The 19240-nt window shown below is 58.4% G+C and carries 14 protein-coding genes and 2 tRNA genes; 5 read left to right on the top strand and 11 right to left on the bottom strand.

From position 1 onward, the window contains the following. Positions 1-71 precede the first annotated feature (71 nt). Positions 72-1625, bottom strand: a complete 1554-nt coding sequence (locus tag ET524_RS04870; RefSeq protein ID WP_129423713.1) for an LCP family protein — start codon at positions 1623-1625, stop codon at positions 72-74. A gap of 266 nt (positions 1626-1891) precedes the next feature. Next, positions 1892-3166 (bottom strand): ArsB/NhaD family transporter, encoded by a 1275-nt coding sequence (locus tag ET524_RS04865; protein WP_129423711.1) that lies wholly within the window; start codon positions 3164-3166, stop codon positions 1892-1894. A 222-nt stretch (positions 3167-3388) separates the two neighbouring features. Between ET524_RS04865 and ET524_RS11925 the strand changes: the two genes are divergently transcribed. Then, on the top strand, positions 3389-5632 hold the full coding sequence (locus ET524_RS11925; RefSeq protein WP_129423709.1) for a MurT ligase domain-containing protein: 2244 nt from the start codon (positions 3389-3391) through the stop codon (positions 5630-5632). Between the two features lie 344 nt (positions 5633-5976). Here the strand turns inward: ET524_RS11925 and ET524_RS04855 are convergent. The 4 genes from ET524_RS04855 to ET524_RS04840 form a co-directional block, all read right to left on the bottom strand. After that, a tRNA-Thr gene (locus ET524_RS04855) sits at positions 5977-6052 on the bottom strand. A gap of 127 nt (positions 6053-6179) precedes the next feature. Beyond that, entirely contained in the window at positions 6180-6659 is a 480-nt protein-coding gene (locus tag ET524_RS04850; protein WP_129423707.1) for a universal stress protein, read from the bottom strand. A gap of 345 nt (positions 6660-7004) precedes the next feature. After that, positions 7005-8405: an APC family permease gene (locus ET524_RS04845; protein WP_129423705.1), complete on the bottom strand. Its 1401-nt coding sequence runs from the start codon at positions 8403-8405 to the stop codon at positions 7005-7007. Positions 8406-8926: 521 nt separating this feature from the next. Next, positions 8927-9838 (bottom strand): acetamidase/formamidase family protein, encoded by a 912-nt coding sequence (locus tag ET524_RS04840; RefSeq protein ID WP_129423703.1) that lies wholly within the window; start codon positions 9836-9838, stop codon positions 8927-8929. A 214-nt stretch (positions 9839-10052) separates the two neighbouring features. Here ET524_RS04840 and ET524_RS04835 point away from each other — a divergent pair. Then, positions 10053-10129: transfer RNA gene (locus ET524_RS04835), tRNA-Met, on the top strand. 98 nt (positions 10130-10227) lie between these two features. Here the strand turns inward: ET524_RS04835 and ET524_RS04830 are convergent. Further along, on the bottom strand, positions 10228-10968 hold the full coding sequence (locus tag ET524_RS04830; RefSeq protein ID WP_129423701.1) for a restriction endonuclease subunit S: 741 nt from the start codon (positions 10966-10968) through the stop codon (positions 10228-10230). Between the two features lie 83 nt (positions 10969-11051). Here ET524_RS04830 and xerA point away from each other — a divergent pair, with 83 nt between their 5' ends. Together xerA and ET524_RS12165 are read left to right on the top strand one after the other, a co-directional pair. Next, a complete protein-coding gene (gene xerA, locus ET524_RS04825; protein WP_129423699.1) occupies positions 11052-12011 on the top strand; it encodes a site-specific tyrosine recombinase/integron integrase in 960 nt (319 codons plus the stop codon). Continuing rightward, the gene (locus tag ET524_RS12165) at positions 12008-12475 is read left to right on the top strand and encodes a restriction endonuclease subunit S (protein ID WP_129423697.1); all 468 of its coding nucleotides are present in this window, start codon (positions 12008-12010) and stop codon (positions 12473-12475) included. Before xerA ends, ET524_RS12165 begins: the two co-directional genes overlap by 4 nt. On the opposite strand, the gene ET524_RS04815 is transcribed toward ET524_RS12165, so the two are convergent. Genes ET524_RS04815 through ET524_RS04800 form a run of 4 tightly spaced genes read right to left on the bottom strand, consistent with a single transcriptional unit; the run spans position 12441 to position 18464 of the window. Next, entirely contained in the window at positions 12441-13649 is a 1209-nt protein-coding gene (locus tag ET524_RS04815) for a restriction endonuclease subunit S (protein WP_129423695.1), read from the bottom strand. The two genes, ET524_RS12165 and ET524_RS04815, sit on opposite strands and share 35 nt — an antisense overlap. Then, positions 13639-15150, bottom strand: a complete 1512-nt coding sequence (locus tag ET524_RS04810; RefSeq protein ID WP_129423693.1) for a type I restriction-modification system subunit M — start codon at positions 15148-15150, stop codon at positions 13639-13641. Before ET524_RS04810 ends, ET524_RS04815 begins: the two co-directional genes overlap by 11 nt. A gap of 9 nt (positions 15151-15159) precedes the next feature. After that, positions 15160-18249, bottom strand: a complete 3090-nt coding sequence (locus ET524_RS04805; RefSeq protein WP_129423691.1) for a type I restriction endonuclease subunit R — start codon at positions 18247-18249, stop codon at positions 15160-15162. Positions 18250-18254: 5 nt separating this feature from the next. Continuing rightward, positions 18255-18464, bottom strand: a complete 210-nt coding sequence (locus ET524_RS04800) for a YlcI/YnfO family protein (protein WP_129423688.1) — start codon at positions 18462-18464, stop codon at positions 18255-18257. Positions 18465-18826: 362 nt separating this feature from the next. Between ET524_RS04800 and ET524_RS04795 the strand changes: the two genes are divergently transcribed. Then, positions 18827-19183, top strand: a complete 357-nt coding sequence (locus tag ET524_RS04795; RefSeq protein ID WP_129423686.1) for a YraN family protein — start codon at positions 18827-18829, stop codon at positions 19181-19183. Positions 19184-19240 lie beyond the last annotated feature (57 nt).

Below are 19240 nucleotides of genomic sequence, written 5' to 3'. Positions count from 1 at the left end.
TGCAAGACGGCGTGCCACAGGGTCCCGCAGCGTCGAGTCAATTCGCCGTTCGACAGAACGGCGAAACCCACCTACTGCCAGTCCGCGCCTAAAACGATGAGGAAGTCTTCTTCGAAGAGGTAGGTGTTGGCGTTTTGCTCTGCTTTTCCTACGCCGAGGGCCTTCACGATGGCTTCGGCCGCTTCCTTATCTGCCGGGTCGTTGTAGACGACCAGTGTTTCCCGGTAGTCGAAGTTGTCGGCATTGCTGGTGTTCACGCTGTAGCCAAGGCCCTGGATGCGCTCGGTGGCGTCGAAGCCGGCACCTGAAACGCCGTTGCCGTTGCGGATGGCCACGGTACCGCCGCGCTTGACCGCGCCCGTGCCGTCGCCCGCCGTGCCCGCGCTTGTGGCCCCGCCGTCGCCCGTGGTGGCCAGGATGGTACCCGATGTTTTGTCGACGACGTCGCCGTCCGTAGGCGGCAGGCCCGAATCAACGCGCTTCATCATGGCCTTCCACTCGGCAGTGTTGTTGATTTCGTACCACACGCCGTCGATGTATTCCGAGGTGGTAGGCTCCATGGCCGAGTAGATGTCCGTGGACGGGTCAAGGCCCTGCATGGCCTGCGCAAGGCCGATGATGTCGGTGACGCCCAGGTCAGTGGTGACGTATTTCGAAAGAGCCTGGACCGTCGAGGCCATGGACGCCGCGTCGGCCGAAAGCAGCTTCTTCGCGATGGCCGATATGACAAGGCGCTGGTTGGCGGCGCGATATTCGTCGCCCGGGCCGATTTCGTCGTACGCATGGCGCGCGCGGCACAGGATAAGCGCCTGGTCGCCGTTGAGCGTTTGCAAGCCGGCATCAAGATGGCCGCCCGCGTCTTCGTCATCGATGGTCATGGGGACGTCAACCTCGATGCCGCCAAGCGCGTCGACGATTTCGTGGAAGCCGTCGAAGTTGATTTCCGCGTAATGCGAGATGTCCACGCCCGCCAGCCGGGAAACCGTTTGCACGGACAGCGCCGGGCCGCCGAACACGTGCGCGGCGTTCAGCTTGTTCACGCCGTATTCGCCCATGTCAACCATGGTATCGCGATGCAGCGACACCAGCGTGACCTTCTTGCCCACCGGGTCGATGCGCGCAAGCATGATGCTGTCCGTGCGGTAACTGTCGCCGAAATCGCCGGACTCGTCGCGCTCGGCCGAGCCGTCGGTGCCCATAAGCAGCATGTAGAACGGCTCTTTCGTCATGTTCGTTTTCACGAGGTACTGCCCCACGTTGCCCAGGCCGGCATGCAGATTCCCGGAAAGCACCTGCACGTACGCGAACGCTGCGCCCGCGCCGATGAGCACGACGGCAAGCGCTGCGATGCCGGCGTAGAACAGCTTGCCGTGCTTTTTGTGCTTGTGGGTTTTCGCGTATTCGTCGCGCGAAAGGCGCTGCGCCGCGGCGTCGTCTGCGGCGGGCTGGCTGGTAGCCGTGCGCTTCGTGGGGTTTGCGGGCTGTGCGCCGTAGCGGCTGCGCGCGTAGCGGTCCTGCGCGCGAACTTCGGAAGCCGTTGCGCGACGGGTAGAAGAGGGTTGGTTTGTTGTTGCACGGCCCGCGCCTTGACGGTCGCGCCCGTTGCGTGTGCGTTTGTTTTCCATAGGGCCATTTTGACGGCGCCAGAGCCAGGTGCAAGCCAGCCCACATCCTCTGCGGGAAATGACCACAGGAACGCGAAGTGTCCAAAGCCGGAAGGCGCGCCTTCGGCGCTTTCTATTCGGGGAAGAGCTTTCGCTCTTCCCTGCGAAGTCGGTCCCAAAGGGCTATCCGCCTGACAAACGACCTGTCCCCTTGTCGTAGAGTGCAAAAACGGCGGGCCGTCGCAGACGACCCGCCGTTCGATCAGCATGCAAGGTTAACGGCTTCGCTAGCCGCCCGGGAAGCGGATGACCATGTAGATGGCGGCGATGGCCACCGTGAACAACATGATCGGGAAACCGCGCTTGAAGAACTGCATGAACGTGATCTCATGCCCGAACTTCTTGCTGATATCGGACAGCACCACGTTAGCCGACGCGCCGATGAGCGTACCGTTGCCGCCCAGGCAAGCGCCCAGCGACAGGGCCCACCACAGCGCCGTGCCGTCGAGGCCGTCGGCCTCAAGCGTCAGGATAATCGGGATCATGGTGGCCACGAACGGAATGTTGTCCAGGAAGCTGGAGATGACAGCCGAGCCGAACAGCACCGCAAGCATGGTGATCATGAGGTTGCCGCCCGTCACGTCGATGAGGCCCTGGGCCAGCATGCCGATGACGCCCGTTTCGGACATGGCGCCAACGATGATAAACAGGCCAGCGAAGAAGCACAGCGTGGTCCATTCAACGCCGTGCAGCGCTTCCTCGATGCTTTCGCCGGAAATCAGCAGGATCAGGCCGGCGGCGGCAAGCGCGATGACGCAGGACTCCAGGCCAAGCGAGCCGTGGGTCATGAAGCCGATGACCACCAGCGCTACCATGGCAACGCTGATGTGCAGCAGGCGGCGGTCCTTGATGTAGTCGTTCTCGTCAAGTTCCATGATGGCCTTGCGATGCTCTTCGTTCGCGGAAATCTTGCGCCCATACATCACGTAGAACACGCCGATGACAGCGGCCAAAATGATGATTACGGCCGGGGCGTCGTACGCGATGAAGTCGGCGAACGTGTAGCCGGCGGCGGAGCCGATCATGATGTTCGGCGGGTCGCCGATAAGCGTTGCCGTGCCGCCGATGTTCGACGCCAAGATTTGCGTCATGAAGAACGGCACGGGGTCGATGTCGAGCAAGCGGCACACGGTGATGGTCATGGGGCCGATAAGCAGCACGGTGGTGACGTTATCCAAGAACGCGGAAAGCACGGCAGTGAGCAGGACAAACAGCACCATGATGGTCCAGGGGTTGCCCTTGGCCAGGCGCGCGCACTTAATGGCTAGAAACTCGAACACGCCCGATTGCTTCACCACGGCCACGAACAACATCATACCGAACAGCACACCGAGCGTGTTGAAGTCGATGTGGCCGATGGCCGTTTCGAACGGCATGATGTGCAGGATGAGCAGCAGCATGGCGCCGGTGATGGCCACGAGCGCACGGTGCACCTTCTCGGTCATGATGGCGATCATGGCCACCACGAAAACGGCGACGGAGATGATTTGGCTAGTATCCACGTCCCACCGCCTTTATTGCGTTGTTTTCCACGGATCCTTCTTTCTTCTTGGCGCGTTCCTCACTTTTGCGCGCAAGTGGTAACTATAGCAAAACTGGTTTTGCACCCGGCAAGCTGTAAGAAAACTTCTCGGTCTTTTAACGTTGAACAGCGCAGGCGGCAGGCGGCAGGCGGCGCGGGCGATATACTGGCAGCAACGAAACCGAGTTTAAGCGAGGAAACCATGGGCTTGAAATTCACCGCCGCGCGCGCCGTGAGCGCCGTGTCCACGTGGGGATTGAAAAACGTGTTCCGCCGGCCCGCCGCGAACTTCCCCGGCAAGGTTGCCCTGTACGTGGACCCGCAGCTTATTGCGCACCTGCGCGGAAAGCTGGGGCGCGGAAGCGTGTGCATTGTGGGCACCAACGGCAAGACCACGGTGACGAACTTGCTGGCCGACGTGCTCGAACGCGCAGGTCAACATGTTGTTTGCAACCGTACGGGCGCGAACCTGGACTCGGGCGTGTCCACGGCGCTGCTGCATGCCGGCGCGGCCGATTGGGGCATCTTCGAGTCCGACGAGCTGTGGTTGGCGAAGATTCTGCCGCAGCTGCAGGCCGATTACGTGCTGCTGCTGAACCTGTTCCGCGATCAGCTGGACCGCTGCGGCGAAATCGACCGCATCCAGGACAGCATCGTGGGCGCGCTGGGAAGCTCACCGAAAACCGTGCTGGTGTACAACGCCGACGATCCGCTGTGCGCGTCGATTGCCGACCGCGCCGCGCAGCTGCCCGGGCGCGAGCACACGCGCTCCATCGCGTTCGGCGTGAGCGAGAGCATGGGGCTGGCGCAAAACACCGTCACCGACGCCACCATGTGCCAGCGCTGCTCCGCCATGTTCGAGTATGACTGGCGCCAGTACGGACAGCTGGGCAAGTGGCACTGCCCGAAGTGCGGGTTCGCGCGGCCGACACTGGACTTTGCGGCCGAAAACGTGAAGCTTGACGCTACAGGGCTGGCGTTTTCCCTGGTGAAACCGGGTGCTGCAGACGGCGGGCGCGCGGGCGCGTTTTCTGTTTCCGCGCCGTTTTCCGGAGCGTACATGGTGTACAATCTGGCGGCCGTAGGCGTGGCGGCAAGCTTGCTGGGCTGCACGAACGAGGCGTTGCAGGGCGCCATCGATGCGTTCGACCCACAAAACGGGCGCCTGCAAACCTACGATTTGGCGGGGCGTCGCGTACTTTTGAACCTCGCCAAAAACCCCACCGGCTTCAATCAGAACCTGAAAATCGTGGCGCAGGACCCCACGCCGAAGGTGATGGCGTTCTTCATCAACGACAAGGAGGCCGACGGGCACGACGTGTCGTGGCTGTGGGACATCGACTTCGAGGAGCTGGCGCAGGCCGGCCCGCTGGTAGCGTACGCCGGCGGCATCCGCGGTCGCGACATGGCCGTGCGCCTGAAGTACGCCGGCATTGCCGCCGAAGTGGTGGAGGACGCGGACGACCTGCTAGCGCGCATTGCGCAGCAGCCGCGCGAGGTAAGCGCGTACATCATCGCGAACTACACGTCGCTGCCGGGATGCAAGGCCGCACTTGATGCAGTCGTTTCCGCAGGTGGAGAGGTTGTACCCGCGCCTGGCGATGCGCCGCGGCCACGCGATTACGGCGCGAAGGCAACTGGCGAGCAGGCGGGGCCAGAGGCGGCAAGCGCCGATGGCGAAAGCGTCAAGGGCGCGCCCGTGGTTATCGCGCATCTGTTCCCCGACCTGCTGAACCTGTACGGCGACGGCGGCAACGTGCGCGTGCTTGAACAGCGCCTGGCTTGGCGCGGCATTCCCGTTGAGGTTCGCCGCGTGTGCCACGGCGACAGCGTGGACCTTGCCGGCGTCGACCTGATCATGATGGGCGGCAGCCCCGACCGCGAACAGAAACTGGCAAGCGCCGATATCGTGGCCATGCGCGATGACCTGGACGCATACGTGCAGGACGGCGGCCCGCTTCTGGCCATTTGCGGCAGCTATCAGATGTTGGGACGCGAATGGCTGGTCGACGGCGAAAAGGTGCCTGGCCTGGGGCTTGTCGGCATGACCACCGGGCGCCCCGGCACGTCAGCCGACCGCTTGGTCAGCAATATCGCCCTGCGCAGCCCGCTTTCCGATACGCCGGTGGTAGGCTACGAGAACCACGCCGGCCGCACGTACCTGGACGAGGGTGTGGAACCGTTCGGCACCGTGGTTTCGAACACGGGCCTGGGCAACAACGAGGAAACGAAGCAGGACGGCGTGCGTTACAAAAACGTGCTGGGCACGTACCTGCACGGACCGCTGCTGGCGAAGAACCCGCAGATTGCCGATTGGCTGCTTGAACGCGCACTCGAGCGCCACGCGAAGCGCACCGGCAAAGAGCCGTTGACGCTGACGCCGCTTGACGACGCGCCCGAGCAAGCAGCAAACGCCTTCATGTGCGGAAAGCTAGGAGCGAAGTAGGACGAAGCAAAAAAAGGGGGTCGAGCGAACGCTCGACCCCCTTTTTACGCGAGAAGCGCTCACATACTTTTGGGCCTGCAAGCGTTCGGCAAAGACAGTGGCGCACCTACGGCGCTTTCTATTTAGTGTCGAGCTTTCGCTCGAGGCCACGAATTGCGGTTGCTGCGAAATATGCCCAGCAAGCAAATCAGGCTTGCAGCAAGAACTTGTAGCGCGAAGCGAAAGCTCCGCACCTCATAGGAAGCGCCCGAAGGGCGCGTCACATACCTCAAACGCGAAGCGCTCAGCGGCCCTGTCACCCCATACACGAAAAGAGGGCCCCTTGCGGAACCCTCGTACATTCGTGGAGCCAACGACCGGATTCGAACCGGTGACCTGCGCTTTACGAGAGCGCTGCTCTACCAGCTGAGCCACGTTGGCACACGGCTTCTTCCGAAGCGCGAATATGAACTATACCGAAGACCTGTCGCATTCGCAAGGGGCAATTGTAACTTTTCGGGCCAAACCGCCTGCCTTCGCCATTTCTCCACAGGTTGCAACCAGGCCGCTACTCGCCCGCTTTCACCACCAGCACGGGAACCGTAGCCTCACGCAGCACGTAGCTGCTGACGCTGCCCAGCATCCCGCGCAGCGCACCAAGTCCGCGGCTACCCATGATGATAAGGTCGCAGCTGTTGTCTTTCGCGTATTGCACGATCTGGTCGCCCGGATGCACCTCGGGCAGCAAGCTGACGCGCTTCTCGTTCATCAGGCTGCGCAGCACGCCATCGACCTGCGTGCGCAAGCGCTCCGACGCCTGCTGCGTAACCGCCTCGACCGCGTCGCGCATGCCCATGGGCACCGCGCTTTCGGACAGGTCGACGCCCTTGGACTCCAGCAGCGCCACAGCAGCCTGCTCCAAGTCCGCAATCTGAATGACGTGCAGAACCAGGCCCGGGTCTTCCTTTGCGAAACGCACGGCCTCGTCAAGCGCCGCGCGAGCGGACGCGGAACCGTCGAACGGAACGACAATCGCATCGTACAACATGGCAATCCCTCCTTTTTCCGGCGGGTTTTCAGCACGCAACGCATAACCCGCAGCTCAACACCATGCCAAGCGCATCACGCGCCCAGCGAAGCAGAAGTCAGCTCCCCACCAGCCACGCAAAGCAGCAAGCCTGCCAACGCAGCTCGTGCGAAAACCTACGCTTCGCCGGATTCACCACGTGCGTAAACTGCGCGCTCATCAGGCTCTTCTCCAGTATAGCAAGGGGTCCCGCAGCGCGCAGCCGCAGAACCCCTCAAAGCGCCGCCTACGCAGACAGCGTTACCATGTTGTCACGTTCGCAACACGCCGGACGCTTTCCCAGTCGAAAGCCTGCCGGCCGCGCCGCTACACCTCCAGGTGCTTGAACGCCTCGGGCACTTCCCTGTAGCCCTTCGACTTCACTGCACCGATGATCAGGCCGATGACCAGCCACACGATACCGACGACGTACGTCATCGTCTCGAAGCCGGTGAACACGTACACCAGAATGGCGATGCCGATCCAGGGGCAGATGAGGTACTTCACGATGTCGCCGAGCGTGTTGCGCTTCTTCTCGCGGATGAAGAAGAACAGGAACACGGCGAAGTTCAGCAGGATGAACGAAGCCAGCGCGCCGAAGTTCACCAGGCCGGCCAGCTCGGTCATCTTGTCGCCCATGGGGATGGACAGGCACAGCGTCACCACGCCCAGGAACACCGCGGAGAACCAAGGCGTCTGATACTTCGGATGCACCTTGCCGAACACCTTCGGGATAACGCCGTCGCGGCCCATGGAGAACAGCAGGCGCGAGGACGCCATCTGAGCGTTCATGATGTTAGCGATGCCGATGGCCACGATGTTGATGACGAGCATGATCTTGTAGAAGACCGGGCCGCCCACCAGCATGACGGAATCGAAGAAGCCCATGTCGGGGTCGGTGTTCGCCCAGTCGGGCTGCACGATAGCGGCGATGTAGGTCTGCGCAACGAACACGACGATGATGGCGCACAGCGCAATCAGGATGCCGCGACCGATGTTCTTCTCGGGCTCGCGGGTTTCCTCAGCCAGCGTGGACATGCCGTCGAAGCCGAGGAACGAAAGCGCCGCCAGGGAGATGCCGGAAGCGATGAAGTGCGCGTCGACCTGGCCTTCCTGGTAAATCGGGTCAAGCACGAAGCCGCCCGCGCCGCCGCCGCCCATAACGAAGTTGCAGCCCAACGCGATGAACGCGATAACGGCCAGCACCTCGATGACGAAGATGACCCAGTCAACGCCGCGGCTCATCTGGATACCGCGGATGTTCACGAACGTGTTGAACGCAATGAACACCACGGCCCACAACCATGCCGGGCTGTTGGGGATCAATGCGGTGCCCCAGTTCATGACCATGACGATGAGCAGGGACGGAACCAGAATGTAGTCCAGCAGGATCAGCCAGCCGGCAATGAAGCCGACGTGCGGGTTGATGCCGCGCTGCACGTACGAGTACACGGAACCCGCGATGGGGAACCGGCCAGACATGCGCATGTAGCTCATGGCGGTGAACATGATGGCCACGAAGCCGATGATGTACACCAGCGGCGTCATGCCATGGCTGTTCTGCTGAATGGAACCGAAGATGGATTGCGGCGCGATGATAACCATGAACAGAACGCCATACATCACGACGTCCCACAGGCCCATCCCGCGGCGCAGCTCTTGCTTATAGCCGAACTGCTCGATGTTGTCCCCCGCGCCACCTTTTGCGGGGGCGTTTCCTGCTGCCATTTCCCTGTCCTCTCTTTCTTCTTGGGAAAATGAACATTGCGCAGGGCCGGAAGCTGGTCCCCCGGCTCTGCGCAATATGCGGGTACTTTACCACTTTGACGCAGTAAAGCGAATACGCGTTTTTGCAAATGTGACCGTAAAAGTCACGTATGAGTGCTGCTTTTGGCCGATATGGGCGAAATCGGCGGCTTGCGAAGATGGAAAGAGGCCCATTTTTGTGGGAAAACGGGCCTCTTTTCGCTTTGGTTCGACATATGTGCTTCGTGCGCGTACCGGAGAAGTTTTCTTGCTCGCGCTTGGCGAACGGCGTTTTTTGCGTTGCGAACGGTTACGCGAACGCAAGCGTTGCAGGTGCTTGCGAAGACAACGAGCCGCACCGGCAAGCTGTGTTCGCACGCGGGCAGGCAAGCTGCCCCCCGTGATTCGCGCTACGGCGAACCGCGCCGCCGCCCGCCAGCGATTCGCGCCGGCGCTCACCGGCAGCCCCGCAACGCGCTCGCCCGCCAGCGCCCACGCAAACCTTACGGCTGCGGCACGAGCGAGGGGAACTGCGGCAGCTTCGGCGTACCGATGCGCAGGGACAGCTCGACTTCGCACGGCTCGCAGCCCTGGCTGATCTCCACGTCGCTTTGCACCGACATATACATGTAGGTTTCCACCGCGTCCCAGCCGGTGATGCGCATGAGCAGGCGTTGCAGCTCCTTCGAGGCGTTCATCAGGGCTTCTTCGTAATGCGGGGCGCAGGCGTTCACATACCACTTGCCCTGCGCGCCGAACGTTTCCAGCACGGGCCAGTTCAGCTCGAAGTCTTTCACCAGCTGCACACGCACGGTGATTTCGGCCGGAATCTCGATGCCGGTGCCGCACAGCTCGGCATCGCCCATGGTGGCGTGCACGTCGCCCATCTGCAGCAACGCGCCGGGGACGCGCACGGGGAAATACAGGCGCGTGCCCTTCGTGATTTTCTTGTTGTCCATGTTGCCGCCGTGACTGCCCACGAAGCCGTCGATGACGTCGGGGCCCGAAGGCGCGATGCCGATGACGCCGATCATGGGGTCAATCGGGAAGCTGACCTGGTTAAACGTGGCCATGCCGTCCTTGATGGGGATTTTCTTCGTGCGGTAGCCCGTCGTTTCGAACAGCGGGCCGCAATGGTCGTCGGTGGCGATGGTGCCCTCGTCGGCAACTTTCACGTCGTAAATGTCCACCACCAGCACGTCGCCCGGCTCGGCGCCTTCGATGTACACAGGGCCGGCGGCGGGGTTCGCGAAGCCGTACGTGTAATCGAGATCGGCCATGGTGGTGCTCTCGTCGGGGATGCGGTTGCTGAAGCAGTCGAGCGTGTTGAACTGCAGCACCTCGCCCGGCTTGGCGGTGGCGCAGGGTTTGTTGTCCTTCGAGAATGCGTAAACCTGATCGGTGATGATTTGCATAGGTCCCTCTTTTCGCGATACCAGCACGGCTTGCTGCCGTTTCGTGCGATTGTACGCCAACCGCAGCATGCGGCAAACGGCGAACGCAGGCAACTTAATTGTGACGGTTTTGTGATGAGCAAGGTTTTACTTGCACATACGCGAAACCGCGCGTATAGTTCTTTCTTGCAGCTTTTCCGAAGCGCTTACAACTTCTGGAAAGCGGGTCGCACGATGCGGGGTGGAGCAGTCTGGTAGCTCGCCGGGCTCATAACCCGGAGGCCGTAGGTTCAAATCCTGCCCCCGCGACCAGAAACACCAGGTCACAGGCTCAAGCTTGTGACCTTTTTCTTTGTCTGGACCCCCAAGTGGTCCCAAAGTGGTCCCAAACTCCAAGAAGTACCAAACTTTCATGGTTCCAACACATGCTTGCGTGACAGCAGTTGCAGTTGTGGCAGGTATGTAGGGATGCCCCTGAATTTGCAACAGATCGCCCGCCACTTTGGTAAATGGCTATTTAGCTGCGTGAGGTCTACTTTCGAAACGTCGATTTCACCCGACATGAGTTTGGGGAGAAGAGCGTCACGGAGAGCGGCAAGCTTACGATTTTCTCGTTTATTGCAATCGATCTGTTTGAAAGCTGTTCCAATTTGAGCGGCAATTTCATTCCCGCATTCATCCGAAGGTACTAGTACAGCAATTTGCTCAAGGTCTACTGGTCTAATCGACGGAATGGTTGAAGTGCTTGTTTCGGCAAGCTGTTGGAGCGTCTTGGTAATTCTCGCATCTGTAAGTGCGAGGTAGACAAGCGGGGACATGATCGTATCGTTTGGTCGTATTACTGCGAAAGCTGTAGAGGCCAACATATGCGGCACCGGACCGTACAGCAATCCATAATGGTTTTGATTGGGCCTAACGGTTGAGTAGAGAATGTCACCGTCGGAGACCTTGCGACGAGCTCTGGCTGGAAGCTTTTCTTCGGCGAGATTGAAGTGCTGAAGCCCTGCCAGATCGTTTAGCATAAGGGCGCTGGTATCAATGTAGCTTACAGCACTCCAGTTTTCTTTAGGCGAATACGTTTCCGGATTGAATTCTGCTAAATCGCGCAGCGCGGCACTATCTGCATGTTCTTGCATTGCGTTCACATACATGGCGCGTGCCAGTTCTTCTAAATAGCCATTTATCTCGCTCTGCGCTAATTATTGGAGTTCAGCAACGGACAAAGGGGAATACCATGAACTCCACCATCAACGTAATTCTTGAGCAGATGAAAACAACCCTCAACGCATCTCAACTCAAACGCCTTAAGGAAGTGCTAGCAACAGCCCTGAAGCAACCCCAGCACAACCAATCGGACGCTGATTTACTCCCTCTATTCCTCACCGCTAAAACTGTCGAAGGTTGCTCGCCTAAAACGGTTGAATACTATCGAAACACCCTTACCATGATGCAAGACGCGATCGACAAGCCTGTGCCCCAAATCGAAAGCGACGACCTGCGCTCATATCTGAATGACTACGAACGTAAACGACATGCAAGCAAAGTCACCATCGACAATATTCGACGTATTATGTCGAGTTTCTTTTCTTGGCTCGAAGACGAAGACTACATCGTTAAAAGCCCTGTTCGCCGCATTAAGCGCGTTAAGACTGCCGTTGTCGCCAAGGAGACGTTCACCGATGAGCAGTTAGAAGCAGTACGCACTGCGTGTCATTCCGCACGCGATTCAGCCATTGTCGACATGCTTGCATCAAGCGGCATGCGCATCGGCGAACTTGTCAATCTCAATCGCAGTGATATTGATTTTCGGGAACGGGAATGCGTTGTCACAGGCAAAGGTAACAAGCAACGCCCTGTATATTTCGACGCACGCACGAAGCAAAGTCTTATCACTTACCTGAAAACGCGCCACGATTCCAACCCCGCACTTTTCACAACGCTTTCCGGAGAGCCAAGGCGCGCAACCATTGACGCCATAGAATCGCAGCTTCGCTCCATTGGAGAATCATGCAATGCGGGCAGAGTTCATCCTCATAAATTCCGCCGCACGCTAGCCACCCACGCCATCGACAAGGGAATGCCCATCGAACAAGTGCAAAAGCTTCTCGGACATGCGAAAATAGATACCACCATGCGCTACGCCATGGTGAACCAGAACAATGTGAAGGCATCGCATAGGAAGTATTTGGAATGAGCTGGACGACAACGACTCTCGGCGAAGTTACCGATTTAAAAAGAGGATTCGACCTTCCAGCAAGCAAGCGAGTGAGCGGAAAGTACCCCGTTTATTCGTCTTCCGGTAAAACCGGCACCCATGATAAATATATGGTTGAGGGCCCTTGCGTAATCACGGGAAGATACGGAACCATCGGGAAAGTTTTTTATTCGAGCATTAGCTGTTGGCCTCTTAACACTTCCCTCTATTCGTGCGATTTCAAAGGGAACAATCCGAGATTTGTATATTACCTTCTTCAGACTATTCCCTGGAGCGAATACACAACGGCAAGCGCGGTTCCTGGCGTCAATAGAAATCACGTCAATTTGCACAAAGTGACTATTCCCGACAAGATAACCCAAGACCGCATTGCTTACCTACTCGATAGCATTACCAGCAAAATCGAGCTCAACAATCGGATAAATGGCTATTTAGCTGCGTGAGGTCTACTTTCGAAACGTCGATTTCACCCGACATGAGTTTGGGGAGAAGAGCGTCACGGAGAGCGGCAAGCTTACGATTTTCTCGTTTATTGCAATCGATCTGTTTGAAAGCTGTTCCAATTTGAGCGGCAATTTCATTCCCGCATTCATCCGAAGGTACTAGTACAGCAATTTGCTCAAGGTCTACTGGTCTAATCGACGGAATGGTTGAAGTGCTTGTTTCGGCAAGCTGTTGGAGCGTCTTGGTAATTCTCGCATCTGTAAGTGCGAGGTAGACAAGCGGGGACATGATCGTATCGTTTGGTCGTATTACTGCGAAAGCTGTAGAGGCCAACATATGCGGCACCGGACCGTACAGCAATCCATAATGGTTTTGATTGGGCCTAACGGTTGAGTAGAGAATGTCACCGTCGGAGACCTTGCGACGAGCTCTGGCTGGAAGCTTTTCTTCGGCGAGATTGAAGTGCTGAAGCCCTGCCAGATCGTTTAGCATAAGGGCGCTGGTATCAATGTAGCTTACAGCACTCCAGTTTTCTTTAGGCGAATACGTTTCCGGATTGAATTCTGCTAAATCGCGCAGCGCGGCACTATCTGCATGTTCTTGCATTGCGTTCACATACATGGCGCGTGCCAGTTCTTCTAAATAGCCATTTAGCTTAGCGTTGGCAGCCATTTTTTCGTCAATGCGCTCAAGTACCGCAGCGACTTGTTGTTGGCATTTGAGCGGCGGAAGCGCGACCTCGAACGCTAGCAAATCAGCGGAGCTTAGAGTCGGGTATGTTGACACACTTTGCTCCGCGAGCGCCTGAAAGCCTTCCGTCGCCTCTTTCGTAGTTAAAGCGTAGTAGAGATAACTGGGAAGCACCTGGCTTTCGTCTGCATCTATGACGCTGAAACCTGTTGAAACAAGCATGTTTACTGGTGGGTTTTTAAGTAAGGCATAATGCCCTTGATTAGGGCGAACCATTGAGTACACGATGCTATTGGGTTTAACCTTCCGACGAGCCCGACTTGGAACTTTGCCAGTCAAAGGATCGAGCTGTTGCAGCTCAGAAATCACACCGCGAGTCACATTGCCGGTGTCAAGATACTGAATACGAGGCCAAGCCTCCTTGGTTGAATATTGAGAAGTATTAATGTCGCAAATATCGCCTAACGCAACCCTACAGCCCATACCCGATCGCCTCCAAATTCTTCTTGATCTGCTCTTGCAGTCGGTTTGACTCTTCGAAGCATTTGGATATCTCACTAGTCAGGCGGGCCATTTTTTCCTCAAAGGGCTCATCGTCCTCCTCGACGTCGGCGATGCCAACATAGCGGCCGGGAGTGATGATGTAATCCTGCTTTGCGATGTCTTCGATGCTCGCGGCGGCGCTGAAGCCCTTCTCTTCATCCAGCTTACCCTCGCGGAATGCATCGAACGCACCGGCAACCTTGGCGATGTCTTCATCGGTGAACTCGCGCAGTTTGCGGCTTACCATGGTGCCCATATTCCGCGCGTCGATGAATAGCGTCTTGCCGGGTTGAGCCTTCTTCTTGGTGATAATCCACAGGCACACGGGGATTTGCGTGCTGTAGAAAAGCTGGCCGGGCATGGCGACAACGCCCTCTATCAGGTCGGCTTCAATCAGTTTGGCGCGGATATCGCCCTCGTTGTTGGTTTGGCTCGAAAGCGAGCCATTGGCCAGCACCATACCCATGCGGCCGCTGCGATTTAGGTGGTGCACCATATGCTGCACCCAAGCGAAGTTGGCGTTGCCCTCGGGCGGCACGCCGTACTCCCAGCGCGGATCCTCTTTCAGCTTGTCGCCGCCCCAGTCCTTCATGTTGAACGGCGGGTTTGCCAGGACGAAGTCGAACTTCTCGGTGCGGTGCAAGTCGTTGAAGAACGTGTCGGCGTTCTGCTTTCCAAGGTTTGCGTCGATGCCGCGGATAGCCAAGTTCATCGTGGCCATTTTCCATGTAGTGGGGTTGCTTTCCTGGCCGTAGATAGACAAGTCGTCAATGTTTCCCTGATGGCGTTTTACGAACTCGGCCGACTGCACGAACATGCCGCCGCTACCGCAACAGGGGTCGTACACGCGCCCATGATAGGGTTCGATGATTTCAACCAAGGTCTTTACGATACAGGCCGGCGTGTAGAATTCTCCCGCGTTCTTGCCTTCTGCTTCGGCGAACTTCGCCAGGCAATATTCGTAAGTGCGGCCAAGGATGTCGCGTGTGTCGCCCTTCTCGGCCATTTGCACATTGGTGAACAAGTCTACAACCTCGCCAAGGCGGCGCTTATCCAGCTCTTGGCGCGCGAAGTTCTTGGGGAGGATGTTCTTCAGTTTGTCGTTTTCAGCTTCGATTTGGCGCATGGCTTCGTCGATGACCTTGCCGACTTCGGGTGTATGGGCTGCCGCGGCGATCGTTGCCCAACGCGCGCTCTCCGGCACGAAGAAGATGTTCTCGGCCAAGTATTCGTCGCGGTCTTCTTCGAAACCTTCGCCCTCTTCGACAAGCTCCTGATGGCGCTGGTCGAACTTGTCGGAAATATACTTCAGAAAGATGAGTCCCAGAACTACGTTCTTGTACTCAGATGCGTCAATATTGCCGCGAAGCTTGTCTGCTGCGCTCCAGATCTGCTGTTCGAATCCGATTTCAGCGGTGTTGTCGGCTTTCTTTTTCGCCACGTCTTACTCCTAATCGAATGTCTTGCTGTCGGCCCAGAGCTCGCATTGCTTCATGACCGTCTCCATCGCGTCGTCGACGCCCTCGGGTGGGTACTTGTATTTTCGCAGAAGACGCTTGATGGCGCGGCGCATTCCGGCGCGGGCGCTTTCCTTCTTCTGCCAGTCGATGGTGGCGCTCTTTTGCAACGTCTCGGTAAGCTCTCGGGCTATTGCGACCAACTGGTCGTTGTTGTAAAAGTCATGGACCGCTTGGGGCTTGGTGATGGCATCGTAAAAAGCCATCTCCTCGTCTGTGAGCCCCATTTCTTCGGCGTCGGTGCGGTCCCTCATCATCTCCTTGGCCATCTCGACTAGCTCTTCGATGACCTGCGCGTTGGTGAGCATGCCGTTTAGATAGCTGTTGAGCGTGCCCTGCAGCATGTCCGAGAACTTCTGCGCCTTCACCACGCTGGTTTTCTGGTAGGTGCTCACGCGTTCTTTGATAAGCCGCTTTAGGCTTTCGACGGCGATGTTCTTTTCCTTCATGTTGGCAACTTCCGTAAGGAAGGCCTCGTCGAAAAGCGAGATTTCGACGTCTTTGCTGTCAAACAGGTTGAGCACTCCGTCGGCGTGAACCGTTTGCTCCATAATCTCGGTCACGCGTTTGTTGAATTCTTCGTAAGTCATGCCCCCGCCGCCGCTCGGCTTGCGGCCCGTAAGGCGCAATACCTGGACGCGCAGGACTGAGAGGTAGGCTGCCTCGTGCTGGTCTTCTTGGGAGATCAGGCTTTTGCATAGGCTGAGGGCCTGGTTCATCAGCTGGCACTGTTTTAAGAACTCTTCGCAGTCCTCGTGGCGCGTGGGGTCGAGTAGCCAGTCGGTGCCTTCGGCGATGGCGGCAGCCAGCTGGGATTTCTTGTCGGTGAAGATAAGCTTCCTGTAGTCAAATCCATAAAGGAGGTCGCGGCACACGTCCAGCTTTTCCAAGAACTTGGGATATGCCGTGGCGGCGACGTCCATGTTGCCGTAGTTGCCCTGGTCGCGCTGGGTGTAGTCCTTCATGGCTTGCTTGAGCGCACGGGCGATGCCGATGTAGTCCACCACCAGGCCGCCCTCTTTGCCGCGGCAGACGCGGTTCACGCGAGCAATGGCCTGCATCAGATTGTAGCCCTTCATGGGCTTGAACACGTACATGGTGGCCAGGCTCGGCACGTCGAAGCCGGTGAGCCACATGTCGACGACGATGGCGATCTTCAGCGGGTCGTCGTCGTTCTTGAAGCGCTGCTCCATGTCCTTCTTGTGCTTGGTGCCGCCGCAGACCTCGAACCATTCTTCTGGGTCCTGGTTGGACATGGTCATGACCACGCCCACCTTTTCCTTCCAAGAGGGGCGAAGCTCCATGATTCGTTTGTAGATCTTCATGGCGATGGGCCGGCTGTAGGCCACGATGAGCGCCTTGCCGGCGAGCACGTCGGCGCGGTTGTTCTCGTAGTGCTCAACGATGTCTTGGCACAGCGCGTCAATGGTTTCGGGCGTGTCGAAGATGGCGTTCAGGCCGCCCAGGTCGCGCTTTGATTTCTCGATGCTTGCCTCGTCGGCCTGGTCGGCGAACTCCCGATAGGCGGCATCGATTTTGCCTAGTGCGTCGTTGTCCAGATGCAGCGCTACCACGCGACTTTCGTAGTAGACGGGCTTAGTCGACTCGTCTTCCACGGATTGAGTCATGTCGTAGACGTCGATGTAATCGCCAAAGATCTCGCGGGTGTTGCGGTCTTCAAGGGCGATGGGCGTGCCGGTGAATCCGATGTAGGACGCGTTGGGCAGCGCTTTGCGCACTACGCGCGCCGCCCCAACGGACACCTTGCCGCTAGCGTCCATCTTCTCGGTGAGGCCGTACTGGCCGCGATGCGCCTCATCCACCATCACCACGACATTGCTGCGGTCGCATAGCGGTTCGTCGCCGTCGGTGAATTTCTGCATGGTGGTGAATATGATGCCGTTGGCCTCGCGTCCCTCTAGGAGGTTTTTCAGGTCCTCGCGGCTTGTTGCCTGAACGGGATTTTGGCGCAGGAATGCCGAGCAACGCCCAAATTGCCCGAACAGCTGGTCGTCCAGGTCGTTGCGGTCGGTGATAACGACGATGGTGGGGCTGTCCAAGTGGCGTTGAAGCAAGTGCGCGAAGAACACCATGGAAAGGGATTTGCCGGAGCCTTGCGTATGCCAGAAGACGCCTATCTTGCCGTCTCCCGCGACGGCTTCTTCTGCGCGCTCGATTGCCTTGCGCACGCCGAAGTACTGGTGGTAGGCGGCAAGGATCTTGACGACTTTATCGTTGCTGTCATTGAAGCAGACGAAATTACGGATGAGGTCGAGCAGGCGCGCCTTGGGCATCATGCCGTCGAGCATGGTCTGCCAAGTGGCCGCCTTGGTCTCGGAGTAATCTCCGTCGGTTGATTTCCACGCAACGTAGCGGTCTTCGTCGGCGGTGATGGTGCCAACGCGAGTCTCGGACATGTCGCTCATCACGCAGAAGACGTTCGGTACGAACATGCTGGGTATGTGGTGCATGTAGTTGCGAAGCTGCAAATAGGCGTCGGATGCATCGGTTTCTTCGCGCGAGGGCGACTTCAGCTCGAACATTACGAGCGGCATGCCGTTCACGAACGCGATGACGTCGGGGCGCTTCTCGGAGTACTCCACGAACGTCCACTGGTTCACAACGTGAAAGTCGTTGTTCTCGGGGTCGTCGAAGTCGAGCAGGCGAACGATGTCGTCGCGCTCTTGCTTGCCATCGAAGAAGCGCACCTCGACGCCAGACTGCAGGTAATCGTTGAAGGTCTCGTTGCGCTGTTCAAGCGTTCCGCCCTCAACGTTCTGGATTTTGAGAATCGCCTCGTCGATTGCAGCGGCGGGGAGGCCCTTGTTTATGCGCGCGAGGGAGTCCTCAAGGACGCCCGGCAGGAATACGTCGCGGTACTCGTCGGAGGTGCGGATGACGTCCGGGCCGTATAGATGCGTATAGCCGAGCTCTTCGGCCATATGCTCGATAACGCATTGCTCGTAGAAGTCCTCGTTGAATCCTCCGGGGACCACCGTATAGGAATAGGTGCTGGCGCCCATGGTCGTTATCGGCCTTTCTTTGCGAGCTCTTCGATCATGCAGGTGCGGACGAAGGCGCTGAAGCTCATGCCGCGCAGGGCCGCTTCCTCCTTGGCCGCGTCGCGCAGGGCGTTCGGGATGCGCAGGGTCACCGAAACCTGGTCGCCCTGCACCAAATAACTGCGGATGGCGGTTTCGCTGGGATTCTCCGTGATGAGGTCCTTGTAGCCCGGCATCGGAACTCCGTTCACTCGGAATGCAATACATTCGCTTTCCGACATTATACGCCAGCGCGGTCGCCGACCTGCTGCGATCGAGCCTGCGCGGAGATGCGGGCGATATGGCGGTCAGCCGACGCGACGGCGGCGCGTCGTTGGCAATCCAAACGACCATCCAGAACCTAGCCCGACACGTCGCTTCCTTGAGTCCCGCACGTTCGCATGGCCCGATGGCATGCGCAAGGCGCGAAAAACTTTCGCTGCGCAAAACTCATGGCGTTCCACGTTTTCGCTTCCGTCCTTGCACACACCGCCAAACCATGCGGCCTTCGTGCCGCAAGGCAGCCAGCGGGGCGGCCTAAGAACACAGGAGGTCTATCATGGAAGTCATCAACAAACGCGCAGTCGAGGCAAGCGAGAGATTCCTCACCAGCAAGGGTTACGAGATTCTCGACCGCAGCTGGACGGCAGCCGACGGCCAGGCCATCGACATCATCGCCAAAGACGACGACGGCATCGCATTCGTGAACGTCTCGGCCAATGTCGGCACCCAGCGCTTCGAGGACCCGACGATAACCCGCGAGCAGCGCGAGTCGGCTGCGGCGCAATGGCTTGCAGCCAACGGCGACGACCTGGTCGACACGGCCGTCCGTTTCGACGACATCGCGCTGATGATCGTGAGCGGGTCTCGCGCGATCCTCCGCCATCACATCAACGCTTGGGGTTCATGTGTCTAAGACGTTTGCCATTTGCGCAAACACGTGCTGGACGCTCGAAAGCGTCCAGCACGTGCC

The organism is Senegalimassilia faecalis (assembly GCF_004135645.1).
In the GTDB taxonomy this organism is placed as follows: domain Bacteria; phylum Actinomycetota; class Coriobacteriia; order Coriobacteriales; family Eggerthellaceae; genus Senegalimassilia; species Senegalimassilia faecalis.
The sequence above is the reverse complement of the archived record's forward strand: the minus strand, read 5'-3'. Positions and strand labels throughout refer to the sequence as shown.